Origin of the sequence: Sphingobium sp. CECT 9361 (assembly GCF_918741285.1) — a bacterium.
Taxonomy (GTDB): Bacteria; Pseudomonadota; Alphaproteobacteria; order Sphingomonadales; family Sphingomonadaceae; genus Sphingobium.
In genome coordinates this window covers 53,899-71,874 of record NZ_CAKKNC010000012.1, presented here as the reverse complement: position 1 = coordinate 71,874, position 17,976 = coordinate 53,899, and the positions used below count along the sequence as shown (strand labels likewise).

Here is a 17,976-nt window from a genome sequence, read left to right as displayed (position 1 = left end):
AGGCGCCGTGACAGGTTCGCCGATCTTGCAGAAACATCGATCAAATCGTGCCCAATTGGGCGGTAGCAGACAATGTCGTGATCAACGGGCATCCGACCTGATCGCCGGCGTCGCAGGCACGAACGGTGTCGGCAAGCACGCGCTCCATACGCCTCAAGTCGGTAATCCGCGCGCGCACTTGCCGGAGGTGCGAAGCCGCGATTTCGCGGGCGTCGCCGCATGCCATATCTTCGGCGGTGGCGATTCCGAGCAGCGCCCGAATTTCGTCTAGCGTAAAGCCCAGCTCGCGCGCGCGCCGGACGAAATGGACCCGCGCAACATCCGCGAGGCCAAAGCTGCGGTACCGGCCCCGGCGGGCCGGCATAGGCAGCAGTCCGATACGCTCATAATAGCGGATCGTCTCAATGTTGCAGCGCGTGCGCCGCGACAGCTCCCCAATCGCGATGGTTTCCATGGCCGCCCCTCGCCTTTCGAAATTGGGGGTTGAGTCTGTAGTTCCTACAGATGGTAGAGTTCCAGCCAATTGATCGCAAGGAGTCGCCGATGATGTCCAAACCATATGTCCTGGGCCGCTTTTCGAGCGTGCGTGGGGCGCTGTTTCTCGCCTTCGGCGCAATAGCGTCGGCATTCGGCGTAGCCTCCTGCTGCGCCTTGCCGATCTTGCTGACCACCGTTGGCGTCAGTGTGGGGTGGCTGGGCGGGATCGCCGTTGCCGCAGCTCCCTATCGGACGCTTCTCCTCGGCTTGAGCGCACTTTGCCTTGTCGGTGGTGCGATCATGCTCTGGCGGCAACAGCGCGTGGCGATGACCTGTGGGCCCAACGGCGCCTGCACGCCGGCTGCCTTGCGTGTTGTGGTGTTCGTCGGCTTGACGGTCGGCGCGATCCTGCTCTGGCTTGGATATTCCTATGTCTGAGCGAGCGCCCCTTCTCGAATCGACTATCACTTGCCCGCAATGCGGCTCGGTGAAGGCGGAAACGATGCCGACGAACGCCTGCCAATATTTCTACGATTGCACCGGCTGCGGTGCCTTGTTGCGCCCGAAGGCAGGAGATTGCTGCGTGTTCTGCTCCTATGGAACGGTAGCGTGCCCACCAATTCAACTTTCGGGTCCAGACGCGTCTTGCTGCGCCTGACTGATCTCCATGGGGTCAGGCTGTTCTTCAAGACATCTCCCCCAGGCGGACATACTCAATGGCCGCCTCGGGCAAATAGTGCCTATTGCGGCCGCACGGCAGTGACCTCGGCGGCCACGCCTTGGGTCTGGACGTCGAACCCGATCCGCTCGCCCACCCGCAGGCCGCGAAACAGCGTCGGCGGATTAGCCTTGAACGCCATGGTCATTGTGGGCCAGCCCACCGCCGGAATCGGTCCGTGCTGGATCGTGTGCTTGTTCGCCTTGGTATCGATCGCGGTGATGACACCGACACCCTGCCCCGTCTTGTCGGCAGGCGCCCTTTGTCCATGCCCCCATACCGGACATGCCTTTCACATCTCCGCTCATGGATTAGGCGTGGGCCGGACCGGCGGCCAAAATGGCGGCGGTAAACAGTGCGATGCGTAGCGCTCTTATCATGACCTCCTTTTGCTGAGAGGCTGGGGTAGTTTCAAAAGATGGACGTAGCGGCCTGCGCAGCAGCAGCGGGTAAGCGGCCGCCAAAACGAACATTGACACCGGCGAGGCTGCCAGCATGCCACCGACAGAGTACGGCGATCCGGCTCATCACCTCCAAACCCGCGCCTAAACCGAGAAGTATCCGCAGCTTCCCTTTGCTTTCCTGCCGGACCGCTCAGTAGTAATCGGCAAGCTTTAGAATCCGCGTAGTTCCGTCCGCGACCTTAAGCGTTACCCGGCTTCCTGCGGGGCCGTAGCGCCATTGCCAAAGCAATCCCCGCGTATAGGAGTCGTCGATAGGACGACCGTCCACGGCTACGACGTGCTCACCGACAGCCCACCCCGCCCGATCCGCAGGGCTGCCGGATGCCACATGCACCACAGTCAGGTCAGTAGTGGAGGCGGCGAGGCCGAGGCCGCTTCGATCCTTCAGCATCGGCAGGCGCGCCCGAGGAGGGGCGGAACGCAACCACAACTGCCCTTGAGACACGTCCAGGACGATATCGAATTGTCCGAGCAACGGCATCCCCACATTCCCTACGTGCTCACCGAGGTCCACCGATCAAGGGCGAGCGCCGGAACTAAGGCGCTCGAGAGCGCGCCCAGGCTCACCGTGTCGGCAACGAAGGCCTTGACGATTTGCACTCCCTCGACCCCGCCAAGGGCGGCGGTGGAGACGGTCTTGCCGACGAGAACGGAGTGCGCCTCGATATAGGCGGAGGATAGCATCAACGCCGACGAACTGCCGAAATCGAGCATCAGCGGCACCGGGTCCAGTCCGGCGATGGATGCGAGCACAAACAATTCCTGTTTGGCACCGTGCCCGAGCGGGAGCGCAGTCCATTCCGGCCCCGGCACAAAGCTGGCCGGCCTTTCAAATGCGAACCGTCGCGTCGCAAAATCGAGCGCCACGCAGCCGCCAGCCAGCACGTCTGCCCCGAGCAGCATATCGATTGGCCGACCAAAGGCAGCCGAGATCGCCCCCAAGTCTGCGATCACCGCGAATGGGAGGACGGGAGCATAAGCGCCCAACATCACCGCGACATTGCGGACCAGATCGACCGGAGCCTTGCCGCTCAGGCCGTTGATCCGTCGCGGCTCCAGGTTCGTCAAGCCAAGCTTGGCCGCGAGCGGTTTGCTGATAATTGACGCGCCGCTTCCGCTGTCGAGCACCGCGTCGATTGCTACGCCGGACATCTTGGCAGGCACAATCAGCGTGTCCCCGGTTGCAACTTCTATCGGGTGCCAGACCGGAGGCGTGGCGAAGCCGCCCCAAGACTGACCCCGATCGGTCCTCGCCGCCCATAGCGGAAGCGGAATACTGGTTACGACAAGCCCGGCGGCCAGACATTTGAGTGCCGTTCGCCGGTTAGTGTGACAGGGCGTCACCTTTTCAGCCCAGCTTTCCACCAAATTTGTCGGAGGGGACTCCTTCACGCCGCCACAACCGTTCTCGGAGGCTCCTGGACAGTCTTCCCTTTCGCTAATAACCGGAACATTAGCGCCGAGATCGCCGGAAGAACCAGCAGCGTCAGCGCTGTCGACGTGATGAGCCCCCCAATTACCACGGTTGCAAGCGGTCGTTGCACCTCCGCTCCGGTTCCGGTGGCAAGCGCCATCGGGATGAAGCCGAGGCTCGCGACCAGGGCCGTCATCAGAACCGGCCGTACTCGTTCCATCGCGCCACCAATGATCGCGCCGTCGATCCCTTCGCCGTCATCAAGCCGCTTGCGGATCGCGCTCATCATGACAAGGCCGTTGAGAACCGCCACGCCCGAAAGCGCGATGAACCCGACCGACGCCGTGATGGAGAAGGGTATCCCGCGCAGGGCCAGAGCAAACACACCTCCGGCCAGCGCCATGGGAACGGCCGTAAACACGACCAGCGCCGGCCAGGCACCGCCCAGTGCCATGTAGAGCAGCGCGAAGATCAGGACGAAGCAAAGCGGCACGACGATCGCCAACCGCTCGGAAGCGGACTGAAGGCTCTCGAACTGGCCGCCCCATTCGGTGAAGGTGCCGGCGGGCAGCTTCACATCGGCGATCTTCGCCTGGGCTTCGGCGACGAATCCGCCAAGATCGCGGCCTCGCACATTGGCCTGGATGACGACCATCCGCTTACCGTTCTCCCGGCTGATCTGGTTGAGCCCCTCGGTGTAGGTGAAACGCGCGACTTCGCTGAGCGGGATGGAACGCGCGTTCCCGGCACCGTTGGATGGTAGCATGACCGGGATCGAGCCCAGGGTGTCGATATCGTCGCGCTGTGCGTCGGGCAGACGCACCACGACAGCGAAGCGCCGATCGCCTTCGAACAACAAGCCCGCTTCGCGTCCACCCAGGGCGGCCGCGACCGTACTGGCGACCTCCTCGACCGACAGGCCGTAACGGCCCGCCGCCTGGCGATCGACCTTGATGTCGAAGGTCGGCGCACCAGATGTCTGTTCCGCCTGCACGTCCGCCGCGCCTGGAATGGTCCGCAGCGCTGTCGCGATTCTGCCTCCCGCCTCGCTCATCGCGTCCAGGTCGTCGCCATAGAGCTTCACCGCGACGTCAGAGCGGACGCCCGCGATCAGCTCGTTGAACCGCATCTGGATCGGTTGCTGGATTTCGGTGCGGTTGCCGATCAGCGGCTTCATCCGTTCCTCGATCCGCCGAAGGATGTCCTCCTTGGATTTGACCTCGGCGGGCCACTCCTTTTCAGGCTTTGGGATGACATAGGTATCGGACGCATTAGGCGGCATCGGATCGGTACCCAGATCGGCATTGCCGTTCTTGGAAAAGACCAATGCCACCTCGGGTAACGTCTTGAGTGCATTTTCGATCTGGAGCTGCATCGCGGTCGACTGGTCGATCGAGGCGGACGGAATACGGAAGTTGGTGACCGTGATGTCCTTCTCGTCGAGCTGCGGCATGAACTCCTGACCAAGCGTGCCGAACAGCAGCACCGCCGCCGCAAACACGCCTACGCCGCCCAGGATGAACGGCATTGGCCGCGCCACGGCGCGGGTGAGCGCTGGCTGATATTTCTCCTTGAACCAGCGGATCGATCTGACCTCGGTCTCGCTGACCTTGCCGGTCACCAGCAACGCGACCATCGCCGGCACGAACGTGATCGACAGGATGAACGCGCTGGCCAGCGCCAGCATCAGCGTGATCGCCATCGGTGCGAACGTCTTGCCCTCCACGCCCTGGAAGGTGAGCAAAGGTATGAACACGAGGAAGATGATGGCCTGGCCATAGACGGTTGGCCGGACCATCTCCTGCGCGGCGTGAGTGGTTTCAGCGAGACGTTCGGTCCGTGTCAGCAGCCTGCCTTCGCGGTGCTGCCGCTCGGCGAGGCGCCGGAGCGCGTTTTCGACGATGATGACCGCGCCGTCGACGATCAGGCCGAAATCCAGCGCGCCGAGACTCATCAGATTGCCCGAAACACCAAGCTCATTCATGCCCGCAGCGGTCATCAGCATCGTGATCGGAATCACGGCTGCGGTGATGAGCGCCGCGCGGATGTTGCCGAGCAGCAGGAACAGCACGACGATGACGAGCAGTGCGCCTTCGACCAGATTCTTCTCGACCGTGGCGATGGTCGCATTGACCAGCTTGGAGCGGTTATAGGCTTGGCTTGCGACAACGTCCGGCGGCAACGTCTTGTTGATTTCGACCAGCTTGTCGGCGACGCGATTGGCGACGATGCGGCTGTTCTCGCCAGTGAGCATCAGGATAGTCGAGATGACTGCTTCTGACCCGCCGACGCTGCCAGATCCGGTCCGCACCGCGCCCCCGATGACGACCTGGCCGACGTCCTTCACGCGCACCGGGACGCCGGCACGCGTGGCGATCACCGCCTCTTCTATGTCGGCGACCGAGCGCAGCCGCGCGTCGGCGCGAACGAGAAAGGATTCGCCGGCACGGCGGACATAGTTGGAGCCCGCCGACAGGTTCGACCGTTCGAGCGCGTCGGCGAGGTCAGTGACCGAGACGCCATAGGATGCAAGCGCGGTCAGATTCGGCTCGACGACATACTGCTTCACATAGCCGCCGTTGGAATCGACACCGGCAACACCCTGCACGGTCCGCATCTGCGGCCTGATGATCCAATCCTGGACCGTTCGCAGATAAGCGGCCTTGGCAACCACCGTGGTCAGTTTCTCGCCCTCGGGCGTCAGATAGGAACCATCGGACTGCCAGCCGGGCTGACCGTCGACCACCTTAACGCCCTTGCCGTCGGGATGTTCGAACGCGACGCTGAACATGAAGATCTCGCCCAGACCCGTCGTGAGCGGCGCGAGTTGGGGTTGAACGCCAGCAGGCAGGCTGTCCTTGGCCTGAGCGACCCGTTCGGTCACCTGCTGCCGAGCAAAATAGATGTCGGTGCTGTCCTTGAAGACCGCGGTGACCTGGCTGAACCCGTTACGCGTGAGCGAGCGGGTCGTCTGCAGACCGGGAATACCGGCAAGCGCTGTCTCGACGGGAAAGGTGACCTGCTTCTCCATGTCGACCGGTCCGAGGGTCGGCACGAAGCTGTTGATCTGGACCTGGCGGTTGGTGACGTCCGGGACCGCGTCGATCGGCAGCAGGGTGATCTGCCAGGCACCGAACAGGACGACGAGGAAGGTGATGAACACAACGGCCCATCGCGCTCTGACCGAGAGCCCTAATATGCGCGCGATCATTCCGCCGACTCCTTGCCAAGCTCGGCCTTGAGAAGGAAGGCATTGGTGGTGGCGATCACCGTGTTTGCAGGGAGGCCCGAGGCAATCTCGACCATGCCCCCGCTGCGCGTTCCAACCCGCACGGTCTGCGCCTTGAACCCCTGGCGGGTTCGCACGAACACCACCGAGCGATCCCCTAGCGTCTGGACCGCATCCTGCGGCACATTCACGCCCGAGGCCACATCGCCGCCGCTGGCGAAGATACGCGCCTGGACAAGCTGGCCGGGTGCGATCAGGCCGCCGCCGCCGCTTGGCGTCACGACCACCGTCGCTTGCCGCGTCTGCGGATCGACCACGCCAGTCGCCGAGCGGACCCGGCCTTCCACCTTCTGGCCATTATTGGTCGTCAGTTCGGCCCTGTCACCCGCCTTCACACGCAATGCGTCCGCTGCCGGCATGCTCGCCTCGATCTGAAGGCGGCGCGGATCGGCGACACGGAACAACTCGGTCTCGGCCTGCACAAACGCGCCGAGATTGACGGGTGCGGACGTTATACGGCCGGAGATCGAACTGACCACCGCAACCGACCTGCCATCGCGCGAGACCTTTGCCGCGCTGGCGGCAGCGCTCGCTTGCCGGGCTTCGGCCTGCGCGACCGCCAGATTGGCTTCAGCGGTCTCATAGTCTGCCCGGGGCGACACCCCTTGATTGAGCAGTATTCGCTCGCGCGCCAGTTGTCGGCTTGCAAGCGTAACCCTTGCGGCAGCCGTACTGCGATCGGCGGCGATCGCCGACGCATCGCGGCTCTCGACAAGGGCGATCGTTTCGCCCGCGCTGACCGGATCACCGATCCGCTTGAAGATCCGGGTAACGGTGCCCGCTGCCCGGGCAGTGAGCACTGCTTCGGCATCTGGCGTTGCCTCAACGGTGGCACTGGCGAGGATGATGCCGGCGACGCCACCGGCTGCCGCTTGTGCAAGGCCAATCCCCGAGGTCTTGATACCATCCTGGTTGATCACGACCGTGTCGGTTGGAGCGGTGGAGGCGGCCGCCTCCGTCTCGGCTGTCGGTGCGGATGGGCCAGCCATTCTGGCGACACCGAAACCGGCAAGGGCGGCGAGGACGAGACCGATCGCGGCCCCGGCATAAAGCATGTTGCGTTCGGGGTTCATTGGATCTCATCTCCGGAAAGGGTGCGGCCCTGGAGGCGGGCGAGCTGCGCGCGCGCCTCGAAACTGGCGACTCTGGCATCGAGCACGATGCCGCGTGCCGCGCCAAGGCCTTGGCGGGCGTTCAACAATTCGACGAGCGGGGATTTGCCAGCCTCATAGGCAATGCGAGCGAGACGATAGGTTTCTTCGGCGGTGCGTTGCGACGCCTCCGCAGCAGCAACCCGCGACTGTGCGGCCGCAATCTGCGCCCCGGCCGCGCGGGCTTCGGCAATCGCATCGTTACGCGCCATGGCCAATCTGGCGGCGGCGGCCTGTGCCTCTGCTTGCGAGGCAGCAATATTGCCACGGTTGCGATCGAAGATGTTGAGCGGGATCGAGACGCCTGCCGTCAGTGCGGTCGCATTCTCATAATCGAGACGCCGCACGCCGACGATTGCCGTCACATCGGGGATTGCCCGCTTCTGTTCGGCGGTCAGGCGGCGCTCGGCAGCCTCTCGCTCTGCCTGCGCGGCAAGAAAGGACGAACTCGTCATCGGATCGACTGGGCCATAAGTCGGTGCCGCGACCGGCACGGCCAGGAGCGATTCCGATAAGCCGGTGAAGGTCTCTTCGACGCCGGCGAGTGCGGAGAGACGGGCATAGGCCGCAATGCGATCCGCTTTCGCCCCTTCAAGATCGGCGGTCACGGCGTTCAGCGCGGCTTCTGCTTGCAGGGCGCGCAGCCGCGCTTCCTTGCCGGCATCGACCAGCACGCGAGCGGCGCGCAGGATATTCTGCGCTTGCTCGACCTCGCCTTCGGCCAGCATTATCCGCTGGTCTGAAACGTCCGCCGCTGCATAAGCGCGCGCAAGATCATAAGCGTAGCGGATCTTCGCATCACGATCGCGGGCGCGGGACGCGGCGACGCCGGCCTCTCCGGCTGCGATCCTCGCCGAACGCTTGCCGCCGATTTCCAGCGGCTGGCTATATTGCAGTGTCGTCTCGGCGCGGTCGACCCCGCGATAGGGAGACGATCCCGCGACATTCTCGGTGAGAATGCCAATGGTCGGATTGGGTCGGGCGCGGGCCTGGCGTGCAAGACCTTCGGACCGGCGGACCTCGGCTTCGCTTTCGATGCGCCGGGGCGCCTCGGCGGTCTGGCGTAGCAGTGTAGCGAACGGCGGCGCCACTTGCGCCTGTGCGGGTGCGCACAGCGCCGCGACGCAGGTCGCGACCATCATGCCGGACACCACGCAACGCGGCAGCCGGCCTATAAAGGCTCTCATATTCTTATCCCCAAAAAAGGCTGCAATGACGGCACGCGCTACGCGCGTGAATTCAGCCTCGCGGGGGACGCAGAATTGACGAAGGTGCGATAGAGCGCGCCGCTTCGGCAGGGTCGCGCGCCCAGATTGCGGTGACAGGCTTCAAGAGCGCAACAATCACAGCCTGCGCAGGCACGTCGATTGTCTGGAGCACCGCATGAGCCGCCAGATGCATCAGGTCGGGCGTGTCCGGCTGCTCGGCCGGGGCGTGATCATGATGATCCCGATCGACGCTGATGACATGCGCGGCATCATGAATGTGCGGAATAGCGTCATGCCAGGTGGCAAGCGCCAGCATCCCGAACAGCGCCAGAATCGCCGAGAGCGCAAAAAGGCGCATGCGGGCACAGGCCCGCACCGAAGCGCGCAATCTGACCGACGATGCCGTCATGTCGTTACGGGTATCGCGAACACGGCCGGTCCACAAGCACGTCGCATGGTGCCGATCATGGCGGGCCAGACGAAAATCATTGGCGGGGCCAGCGCTGATGAAGTTCGTCGATGACGAACGCATGCTCCCGCGCCTTGCCGTGATCGCCGCGCAGATGGGGATGATCGGGCGCGAGATCCGCATGGTCATGGTTCACCGTATCTGGGTCGGCGCTGGGCCAGAGCCACAAAGCGGCCAGGGTTCCGACGGCCGCAATCGCCGCCATTGCCGCAAAGGCCGCCGTCTGCCCGATACTGGCGCCCAACAGACCCACCAGGGGATAGCAGATCAGCCAGGCGCAATGGCTGAGCGCGAATTGTGCGGCGAACAATGCCGGGCGGTCGTCGGCATTGGCCGACCGTCGAAGCAATCGGCCCGATGGCGTCACGCTCATCGAATAGGCGATACCGAGTATGAACCATCCGATCAGGACCATTCGCCAATAACCGGGCGCTGCCCCAAAGCTTGCCGTGAGCACCGCCAGAAGGGCGAGACCGATCGCCATTGCTGCCGCAGCACCAATCATGATCGTACGATCGGCGATCCGATCGAGGATGCGTGGCAGGGTCAGCGCGGCCAGGATCGAGCCTCCGCCAAAAGCGGCGAGCGTGAAGGCAACATCGCGCTGCGTGAGGCCAAGATTGCCACGCACGATTACCACCGTGTTGACGATGACCATCGAGCTGGCCGCGGCTGAAGCAAGGGTCAACGCCAGCAGCCCCCGCAGGCGCGGGGTCTTCAGATAGATGCGCGTACCCCGCGTGGTCTTGGCGTAGATGCCCCCAGTTCTTGGTTCTGATTTCGCCGCGCACGGCAGGACCGTCGTCACGACGAGCAGCGCCGAGCACAGAAACCCGATCGCCGTTCCCGAAAATAGCCAGTGGAAGTTGATGACGGTCAGCAGCCCGGCAGCGAGGATCGGGCTGGTCAGGCTTTCCATGTCATAGGCGAGCCGCGACAGCGACAGCGCGCGGGTATAGTCGCGCTCCTCGGGCAGGATATCGGGGATGGTTGCCTGGAAGGTCGGCGTGAACGCCGCGGAGGCCGATTGCAGCACGAAGATCAGGACATAGACCTGCCAGACCTGGCTCACGAACGGCAGGCAGATCGCCACCACCATCCGCACGAGATCCATGCTGACGAGAAACGCGCGACGTGGCAGGCGGTCGGCAAAGGCGCCAACGACCGGCGCGACACCGATATAGGCAACCATCTTGATCGCGAGCGCAGTGCCGAGCACCGCGCCAGCGCTGCCGCCGGCGATGTCATAGGCAAGCAGGCCGAGCGCAACTGTTGCGAGCCCCGTGCCGATGAGCGCGATGACCTGAGCCATGAACAGATGGCGATAGGTGCGGTTTGCCAAGACAGAGAGCACGTGACGCTGATCCAGTTCGCGTGGAATGTATCCCCCAGGGGGGATATCGACCATGCTTGAGCTATCCTCCTGGGGAGGATATGTAAAGCCTTGCTGCGCGTCGCACGGAGTTTGCGGATGACCGAACACAGGCACGAAAGTCACCCCGCGATCGTTAAGCGGCTCAACCGAGCGGGCGGTCATCTGCGGAGCATCGTCGAAATGATCGAAGCCGGGCGGTCGTGTGTCGATGTTGCCCAGCAGCTCCATGCCGTCGAAAAGGCGGTCGCCAGCGCGAAGAGAGCGCTGATCAACGACCATATCGATCACTGCCTCGCCCATGCCGAAGTAAGCGATGGTGTCGGATCGGCGGTCGAGGAGTTCCGGACGATTTCGAAATATCTTTAGCTTTGTCGCGCGATCGTCAGAATCTGACGAACGTCAATATTTTGTCCGGGCGGGTTGGGTAGAGGCAGATTTCGACAGGGTGATCGGCCAAAAACTCCTGTCCTCAACGGCGCTGCGCCGTCGCCCGGCCATGAATTTCAGCAAGTTTGCCATGTTCGAGGTCAGCGATACCAGATCCGTGCCCAATGCGAACAAGGCTCCGACCATCAAATTATGGGCGAGCCAAAACGGTGCACCGATGAGGAACAGGCCTTTCATCCGCGTGGTTGAGGTCTGCAGTCGTGCGAGACTGCCCAATGAACTGCCGGCAAATGCCAAGGCCGACGCTATGCCGTGCCACGTCACGACCGAGAGGCAGGCCAACAGAATAAGAGACGCTCCATAAAGTCTCGTAACCACATAGCGATCGCGCACTGACGCGGAAATGACGAGCTGTGAGCATGAAATGAGGCAGGCTATCGCAGCGGTGGGCGAGCCCAGCATCAGGAAATAGAGCGCGAATGCGGCAGCACCCGCGCTCTGGATCTTGACCACCGTTCGATAGTCACTGAAAAATGGCCAACTCACGACGCACAACAACGCCACGCAGCCGAGGGTTGTGGCAATCACAACCGCCACCGCGCAGTTTTCGTGAACTTGATCCGCTTTTCGCGCTCGGCTTTCTTTTTTCTCATAGCTGAAGCGTAAAGGAACGAGGTTAATTACGCTTAAAGGTGGCCCTCATAAAATCGGCCATTCAAGGCTTCTTTTGGATTGCCGTCACCTCACCGGCACTGCCAACAAGCGTAAGGTCGAAATCGACCTTGTCGCCGACCTTCGCCGCATCGGTGATTGTCGGCGCTGCCTTGAACGCCATCGTCATCGCCGGCCATTTGGCTTCCGGAATCGGTCCGTGATCGAGCGTGATCGTGCCTGCGGCCTTGCCGATCGCGGTGACCGTGCCATGCCCCTTGGCCTTGATCGGCGAAGTGGCCGCTGGCGCCATCGCCATATTGCTCATGTCGCCACTCATGGCGGCGGCGGGCGCCGCCTGGCTCGTCTCCGCCGCAACCGGCGTCTCCGCCTGCTTGCCGCAGGCAGCGGTCAGGGCGGCGAGGCCGAGGGCGATGGTCAGTCGTGCATAGGTCATGATCTTGTCCTTCATGATGAAACGGGTTGGTGGAGGGGCGTAGTCTTTCGTCGCCTGAGCAACAGATAGGCGGCAGGCAGTACGAACATGGACAGCAGCGGCGCGGTCAGCATGCCGCCGATCATCGGCGCGGCGATCCGGCTCATTACCTCGGAGCCGGCGCCCGATCCCAGCAAGATCGGCAGCAGGCCGGCGAGGATGACCGCGACCGTCATTGCCTTGGGGCGGACGCGCAACAGCGCACCTTCGCGCACCGCCGCTTCGACCTGATCGGCATCAGGATCGTCACCGCGCCCCTCCAGGGCATTTTTCAGGTAGATCAGCATCACCACGCCGAACTCGGCGGAGACACCGGCCAGCGCGATGAACCCGACGCCGGTCGCGACCGACTGGTTGAAGCCGAGCAGATAGAGGATCCAGATCCCGCCCGTGAGCGCGAAGGGCAAAGTCCCCATGATCAATGCCGCTTCATCGAACCGGCCGAAGATCATATAGAGCAACACGAAGATGATCAGCAGCGTTGCCGGCACGACCAGCTTCAATTTGGCGACGGCGCGCTGGAGATATTCGAACTGGCCGGAATAAGCGATGCTGACGCCGGGAGAGAGCTTCACCTGTTTCGCGACCGCACGCTGGAGGTCACCGACCACCGAGGCAAGATCACGGCCGCGGACATCAACATAGACCCATGTAGAAGGCCGGGCATTCTCGGTCTTGAGCATCGGCGGCCCTTCGGCGATCGAGACTTGGGCCACATTGCCGAGGGTGATCTGCTGACCCGATGGGGTCAGGACCGGCAGTGTCCGCAGGCCTTCGAGGCTATCGCGCAGCTCACGCGGATAGCGCACGCTGATCGGGTAGCGCGCGAGGCCCTCGACCGTCTCCCCGATGGTCTCGCCGCCGATCGCGCCCGAGACGATCGCTTGGACGTCGCTTATGTTTAGCCCGAACCGCGCCGCCGCGGCCCGGTCGATATCGACATCGACATAGCGCCCGCCGGTCAGCCGTTCGGCGAGTGCCGAACTGACCCCCGGCACGGTCTTCGCTACCGTCTCGACATCATGAGCAATGCGGTCGAGCTGGGCGAGATCGGCACCCGATACCTTGACCCCGATCGGGCTCTTGATGCCGGTCGCCAGCATGTCGATCCGGTTGCGGATCGGCGGCACCCAGACATTGGCAAGGCCGGGAAGCTTCACCGTGCGATCAAGTTCGTCGACCAATTTTTCGGGCGTCATGCCCGGTCGCCATTGATCGTGCGGCTTGAACTGGATCGTGGTCTCGAACATTTCGAGCGGGGCCGGGTCGGTGGCGGTCTCGGCGCGGCCGGCCTTGCCGAACACACTCTCGACCTCGGGCACAGTCTTGATCAGCCGATCGGTCTGCTGGAGCAACTGCGAGGCCTTGGCCGCCGAGAGGCCCGGCAGCGCCGAGGGCATATAGAGCAGGTCGCCTTCGTCCATGTTCGGCATGAACTCACCGCCAAGGCGCGTAAGCGGCCATGCCGTGGTCGCAAAGGCGAGCGCCGCGATCAGCAGCACCGTCTTCGGTCGCTGCATCGTCCAGTCAAGCGCGGGCCGGTAGATGTTGGTCAACCAGCGATTGACCGGGTTGAACTGCTCAGGCGGGATTTTCCCCCGGATCAGCAAACCCATCAGCACCGGCACCAATGTCACCGACAGGATCGCCGCCGACGCCATCGCGTAGGTCTTGGTGAAAGCGAGAGGTGCGAACAGCCGCCCTTCCTGTCCTTCGAGCGTAAACACCGGGATGAAGGAGAGCGTGATGATCAACAGACTGAAGAACAGAGCCGGGCCAACCTCTGCGGCAGCCTCGGTGATGACGATCCACCGCATCTCGCCCTCGAGATGCTTGTTCGGGTGATCCTGTTCCCAGTGCTCGATCTTCTTGTGCGCGTTCTCGATCATGACCACGGCTGCATCGACCATCGCGCCGATCGCGATGGCGATGCCGCCCAGTGACATGATGTTGGCATTCACCCCCTGAAACCGCATCACGGCAAATGCTGCCAGCACCCCCAAGGGCAGGGTAAGGATCGCGACCAGCGCCGATCTGACGTGCCAAAGGAACAGGCCGCAGACGATAGCGACGACGATGAACTCCTCGACCAGCTTGTGGGTGAGGTTCTCCACCGCGCGATCGATCAGCTGCGAACGATCATAGACCGTCACCACCTCGACACCGGGTGGCAGGCTTTTCTTCAGTTCGGTGAGCTTGTCTTTCACCGCCGCGATCGTCTCACGGGCATTCTTGCCCGAGCGCAGGATGACGACGCCGCCGGCGACTTCGCCCTCGCCGTTCAATTCGGCGATGCCGCGCCGCATCTCTGGGCCGATCTGGATTGTGGCGACATCGCCCAATCGTACAGGCACGCCGCCGGCCGCGGTCTTCAGCGGGATCGCGCGGAAATCGTCGAGCGTCTTCAGATAACCCGAGGCGCGGACCATATATTCGGCCTCGGCCATCTCCAGCACCGAGCCGCCCGATTCCTGATTGGCTTGGCTGATCGCCTGAACGGCTTGCTGATGGGTGACGCCATAGGCAGCGAGTTTCACCGGATCGAGCAGCACCTGATACTGCTTCACCATCCCGCCGATGCTTGCGACCTCGGCGACGCCGGTCCCGGTCTTCAACTCATAGCGCAGGAACCAGTCCTGCAATCCACGAAGCTGCGACAGATCGTGGCGACCGGTTCGGTCGACCAGCGCATATTCATAGACCCAACCGACGCCGGTCGCATCGGGACCAAGCGCGCTGCGGGCGCTGGCCGGTAGCCGTCCCTGCACCTGGTTGAGATATTCGAGCACGCGGCTGCGCGCCCAATAGAGATCGGTGCCGTCCTCGAAGATCACATAGACGAAGCTGTCGCCGAAGAAGGAATATCCGCGCACGGTCCTCGCGCCCGGCACCGAGAGCATCGTGGTAGTGAGCGGATAGGTAACCTGATTCTCGACAATCTGCGGCGCCTGTCCGGGATAGGAGGTGCGGATGATGACCTGCGTGTCGGAGAGGTCCGGCAGCGCATCGATCGCGGTCGATCGCACCGCCCAGACACCCACGCCGATGAGGGCCAGTACGCCGATCAGGACGAAGAAGCGGTTCCTGACCGACCAGTGGATAAGATGGGCGATCACTGGCCCGCCACCTTGGTCATGCGCCGAACGGTCGGTCCCGTAGGCGGCCGATCAAAGCCGAAACGCACGCCGTCGCCGGTCTTCAGGCCCCGCGCGATCTTGGGGTCGGGAAGCTGGAAGGTCATCGTCATCGCCGGCCAGCCGATGGCGGGCACCGGCTCATGGCTGAGTGTCACCGAAGTGGCGGTGATCTGTTCGATCTTGCCGACAGTCTCATATAGAGCAGCGGTTGAGGCGGATTTTGCCGCAGCAGCACCGCCGATCGGCCTCGCCTTGACACCCGAGAGACTCGCCTCAGAATCGATCAGGAACTGGCCCGAGGCGACGATCTTCTCGCCCTCGCTCAGACCCGCCAGGATTTCGGTGTCATCGCCGGCTTCACGACCGGTCTGCACCTCAGCGGGCCGGTAGCGCCCCTTGTCGAGCGCAAGCATTATCAAGGTCCGCTTGCCGGTACGGATCAGCGCTTCGGAGGGCACCAGCAGCGCAGGCTGCGTACTGCCGCCGAGCGAGACTGTGGCGAACATGCCGGGACGCAGACGCCCGCCGCGATTGGGCAGCTCGATCCGGACGGTGAGCGTCCTGCTGTCCGCCTGGGTCTGCGGCAGGATCGCCGAGACACGGCCCGACAACGTCTCACCGGGAAATGCGGCAAGTGTCGCCTGTACGCTTTGTCCGGGTTTAAGTGGCCCGGCGATCGCTTCGGGCACGGCGGCATTGAGCCAGACCGTTCCCAGGCCGTTGACCTCGGCAAGCGTCTGCCCTGCCGTCATCGTCATGCCGGTCCGGACGTCCAATGTCTTGATCACCCCGCCGGTCGGGGTGGAGATTGTGACGACATTGTGCGGCCGTCCCGTACGCTCGACAGATGCGATCGTGCCCGAGGGCATGCCAAGCAGCACGAGCCGCTGGCGCGCTGCCTGGGTGAGCGCCGCATTCCCGGTGCGACGGACCGCAAGAAATTCCGCCTGTGCACCGCCCCATTCCGGCACGAGAATGTCGGCGAGCGGCGCCCCCGCGCCGACCACGTCACCCGGCGCGCGACCATAGACTCGCTGCACGAAGCCCCCGGCACGTGCCTGGACGATCGCGACATCGCGCTGGTTGAAGTCGATTGTACCGGTCGCGGTGAGGCTGCTAGCCAGCTCGCCGCGTTGCACCGTGGCGATCCGCAGACCGAGCGCCTGCGAGGCGGAAGCGTCGACCGAAATGCCCGGCACCTGCGCGCTTGCTCCGCCCTCGTCCGCATACCGAGGGATCGTCTGCATACCCATGGATGAGAGACCCGGACCCTCATGGTGCTCGGCCGGTATCATCGGATCGTACCAATAAAGAATCTTGCGCGCTGCCGGCTTTACGGCCCCACCATCTTTTGTGCCCTGGAAGCCCGCTAGAGCGAACCCGAGACCGCCGGCAGCAAGCGCAAGAGCAGCAGCTGCGCCAAAGAGCCACCCGCGGGCTATCATAACCTGGCTCATCGATTTGCGCTCCGGTAGGTGAGTGTCAGCCGCGCACCGTCCGCGGTGACCAGGGCTTCACGATCAAGAGTCGTGATGGTGGCATCGGCCAGCGCGGCATAGGCGTCGGCGATATCGACGAGACTGGCACGACCAGCCGCATAACTGGCGGTTTCCAATTTCACGCGCTGCTCAGCGAGCGGTTGCAGTGTGCTCTGCGCACGCATCCATTGCTCATGGTGCATGACATGGTCGGCGATATCCGCATCAAGGTCGGCGGCGAGCGCGCGCCGCGAGGCCTCGCGTTCAGCCATCACTCGTCCGGCATTTGCCTGGGCTGCCGCGATCCCGGCATTCTGGCGACTGCGCGTGAAGAACGGCAGGCTGACCGTCACACCGGCCGAGACATAGTCGCCGAACCGGGGATCGCGGCGCTGGTAGGCCAGGTTGACACCAAAATCGGAACGCCGGCCGGCATCGGCTACGCGCACATCGGCATCCGCCTGCCCGGCCTGGGCATCGATCATCTGGATGGTGGGGTGGCGGTCGAGTCCTGCGCGCAGACCCGCTGCGTCGACCGCAAAATCGGGGATCGGTCCGGCGATCTCCGGCGCGGGGTCTCCGGTCCACCGGGTTAGCGTCGCGCGTGCCCGCGCCACGTTCGAGACCAGTTCACTGCGGCGATCCTGCATCGCGGCGACGGCTTGGCGCCCTGCAAGGGTCTGCGCCGGGCGCGCGCCTCCCGATGCGACCGCACCTGGCGTCGTTCCCACCACACGCTCGAGACCGGACAGAATATCGTCGAGCACGGCGAGCCTGCGCTCGGCATAGGCCAAGTTGATCCAGGCTAGCGCGGTGCCAACCTCGACCGTGCGCGCCTGGACTGCGGTATCAGCCTCGGCCGCCTTTATGTCGCTGTCGGCGCGCGCCTGTTGCGCATGGCGCTTGGCGAGATTGGGAATGTCCTGGGACACGCCGACCCGCGCCATGCTGAAATTGTCGCGCTGCGGCTCGAACGCGAGCGGTCCCGATACCGGGAAACTGTCGATCCCAACTGCAAGCGTCGGATCAGGCAGGGCGCCGGCCGCGCCGCGCACGGAACGGGCGGCGTTGGCACCGAGCGCCTTCGCCTTGAGCGACGGCGCTTCCTGCCGGGCGCGCTGGAGGGCCGCGTCGAAGGTGAGCGGCTCGGCGAAGGCAATGCCGGGGATTGCCGCTAACAGCGGCATACACAAAAATAATCGCATGGAGATCTCCTGATCGGAGGTTCAGGCAAGCGTGGCACACCAGGCATGTCAGTGGCG

Annotated in this window: 17 protein-coding genes; 3 read left to right on the top strand and 14 right to left on the bottom strand. The window is 63.8% G+C overall.

The window, feature by feature from the left end; genetic code table 11:
• Window positions 1–40: 40 nt before the first annotated feature.
• Window positions 41–454 (bottom strand): helix-turn-helix domain-containing protein, encoded by a 414-nt coding sequence (locus tag LQ220_RS16220; RefSeq protein ID WP_137788256.1) that lies wholly within the window; start codon window positions 452–454, stop codon window positions 41–43.
• An 89-nt stretch (window positions 455–543) separates the two neighbouring features.
• On the opposite strand from LQ220_RS16220, the gene LQ220_RS16215 reads away from it, so the two are divergent.
• Together LQ220_RS16215 and LQ220_RS24935 are read left to right on the top strand one after the other, a co-directional pair.
• Entirely contained in the window at window positions 544–915 is a 372-nt protein-coding gene (locus LQ220_RS16215) for a mercuric reductase (protein WP_230189193.1), read from the top strand.
• Window positions 908–1,135 (top strand): GDCCVxC domain-containing (seleno)protein, encoded by a 228-nt coding sequence (locus LQ220_RS24935; protein WP_088185132.1) that lies wholly within the window; start codon window positions 908–910, stop codon window positions 1,133–1,135. The genes LQ220_RS16215 and LQ220_RS24935 overlap by 8 nt, the downstream gene beginning before the upstream one ends.
• A gap of 82 nt (window positions 1,136–1,217) precedes the next feature.
• Here LQ220_RS24935 and LQ220_RS16210 read toward each other — a convergent pair whose 3' ends face one another.
• From LQ220_RS16210 to LQ220_RS16175, 8 genes are all read right to left on the bottom strand, one after another.
• Window positions 1,218–1,367 (bottom strand): copper-binding protein, encoded by a 150-nt coding sequence (locus LQ220_RS16210; protein WP_230189228.1) that lies wholly within the window; start codon window positions 1,365–1,367, stop codon window positions 1,218–1,220.
• A 422-nt stretch (window positions 1,368–1,789) separates the two neighbouring features.
• The gene (locus LQ220_RS16205) at window positions 1,790–2,140 is read right to left on the bottom strand and encodes a PDZ domain-containing protein (protein WP_230189192.1); all 351 of its coding nucleotides are present in this window, start codon (window positions 2,138–2,140) and stop codon (window positions 1,790–1,792) included.
• A gap of 11 nt (window positions 2,141–2,151) precedes the next feature.
• Complete coding sequence (locus LQ220_RS16200) at window positions 2,152–3,051, bottom strand: retropepsin-like aspartic protease (protein ID WP_230189191.1); 900 nt, start codon at window positions 3,049–3,051, stop codon at window positions 2,152–2,154.
• Window positions 3,048–6,284 carry a CusA/CzcA family heavy metal efflux RND transporter gene (locus LQ220_RS16195; RefSeq protein ID WP_137788258.1) on the bottom strand — a complete coding sequence of 1,079 codons (3,237 nt, stop codon included), beginning with the start codon at window positions 6,282–6,284 and terminating at the stop codon, window positions 3,048–3,050. The genes LQ220_RS16200 and LQ220_RS16195 overlap by 4 nt, the downstream gene beginning before the upstream one ends.
• Window positions 6,281–7,435, bottom strand: coding sequence for an efflux RND transporter periplasmic adaptor subunit (locus tag LQ220_RS16190; protein WP_230189190.1), 1,155 nt, complete (start codon window positions 7,433–7,435; stop codon window positions 6,281–6,283). The genes LQ220_RS16195 and LQ220_RS16190 overlap by 4 nt, the downstream gene beginning before the upstream one ends.
• Window positions 7,432–8,700, bottom strand: a complete 1,269-nt coding sequence (locus LQ220_RS16185; protein ID WP_137788260.1) for a TolC family protein — start codon at window positions 8,698–8,700, stop codon at window positions 7,432–7,434. Before LQ220_RS16185 ends, LQ220_RS16190 begins: the two co-directional genes overlap by 4 nt.
• A gap of 52 nt (window positions 8,701–8,752) precedes the next feature.
• Window positions 8,753–9,253 (bottom strand): hypothetical protein, encoded by a 501-nt coding sequence (locus tag LQ220_RS16180; protein WP_137788261.1) that lies wholly within the window; start codon window positions 9,251–9,253, stop codon window positions 8,753–8,755.
• The gene (locus LQ220_RS16175; RefSeq protein WP_137788269.1) at window positions 9,207–10,544 is read right to left on the bottom strand and encodes an MFS transporter; all 1,338 of its coding nucleotides are present in this window, start codon (window positions 10,542–10,544) and stop codon (window positions 9,207–9,209) included. The genes LQ220_RS16180 and LQ220_RS16175 overlap by 47 nt, the downstream gene beginning before the upstream one ends.
• A 117-nt stretch (window positions 10,545–10,661) precedes the next feature.
• Here LQ220_RS16175 and LQ220_RS16170 point away from each other — a divergent pair, with 117 nt between their 5' ends.
• Window positions 10,662–10,931 (top strand): metal-sensing transcriptional repressor, encoded by a 270-nt coding sequence (locus LQ220_RS16170; protein WP_088185138.1) that lies wholly within the window; start codon window positions 10,662–10,664, stop codon window positions 10,929–10,931.
• A gap of 33 nt (window positions 10,932–10,964) precedes the next feature.
• Here the strand turns inward: LQ220_RS16170 and LQ220_RS16165 are convergent, their stop codons facing one another.
• From LQ220_RS16165 to LQ220_RS16145, 5 genes are all read right to left on the bottom strand, one after another.
• Window positions 10,965–11,540: a YgjV family protein gene (locus tag LQ220_RS16165; protein ID WP_230189189.1), complete on the bottom strand. Its 576-nt coding sequence runs from the start codon at window positions 11,538–11,540 to the stop codon at window positions 10,965–10,967.
• A gap of 127 nt (window positions 11,541–11,667) precedes the next feature.
• Window positions 11,668–12,060: a copper-binding protein gene (locus LQ220_RS16160; protein WP_171007680.1), complete on the bottom strand. Its 393-nt coding sequence runs from the start codon at window positions 12,058–12,060 to the stop codon at window positions 11,668–11,670.
• Between the two features lie 11 nt (window positions 12,061–12,071).
• Window positions 12,072–15,215, bottom strand: a complete 3,144-nt coding sequence (locus LQ220_RS16155; RefSeq protein WP_137788263.1) for an efflux RND transporter permease subunit — start codon at window positions 15,213–15,215, stop codon at window positions 12,072–12,074.
• Window positions 15,212–16,693 carry an efflux RND transporter periplasmic adaptor subunit gene (locus LQ220_RS16150; RefSeq protein WP_230189188.1) on the bottom strand — a complete coding sequence of 494 codons (1,482 nt, stop codon included), beginning with the start codon at window positions 16,691–16,693 and terminating at the stop codon, window positions 15,212–15,214. The genes LQ220_RS16155 and LQ220_RS16150 overlap by 4 nt, the downstream gene beginning before the upstream one ends.
• A complete protein-coding gene (locus LQ220_RS16145) occupies window positions 16,690–17,919 on the bottom strand; it encodes a TolC family protein (protein ID WP_230189187.1) in 1,230 nt (409 codons plus the stop codon). Before LQ220_RS16145 ends, LQ220_RS16150 begins: the two co-directional genes overlap by 4 nt.
• Window positions 17,920–17,976 lie beyond the last annotated feature (57 nt).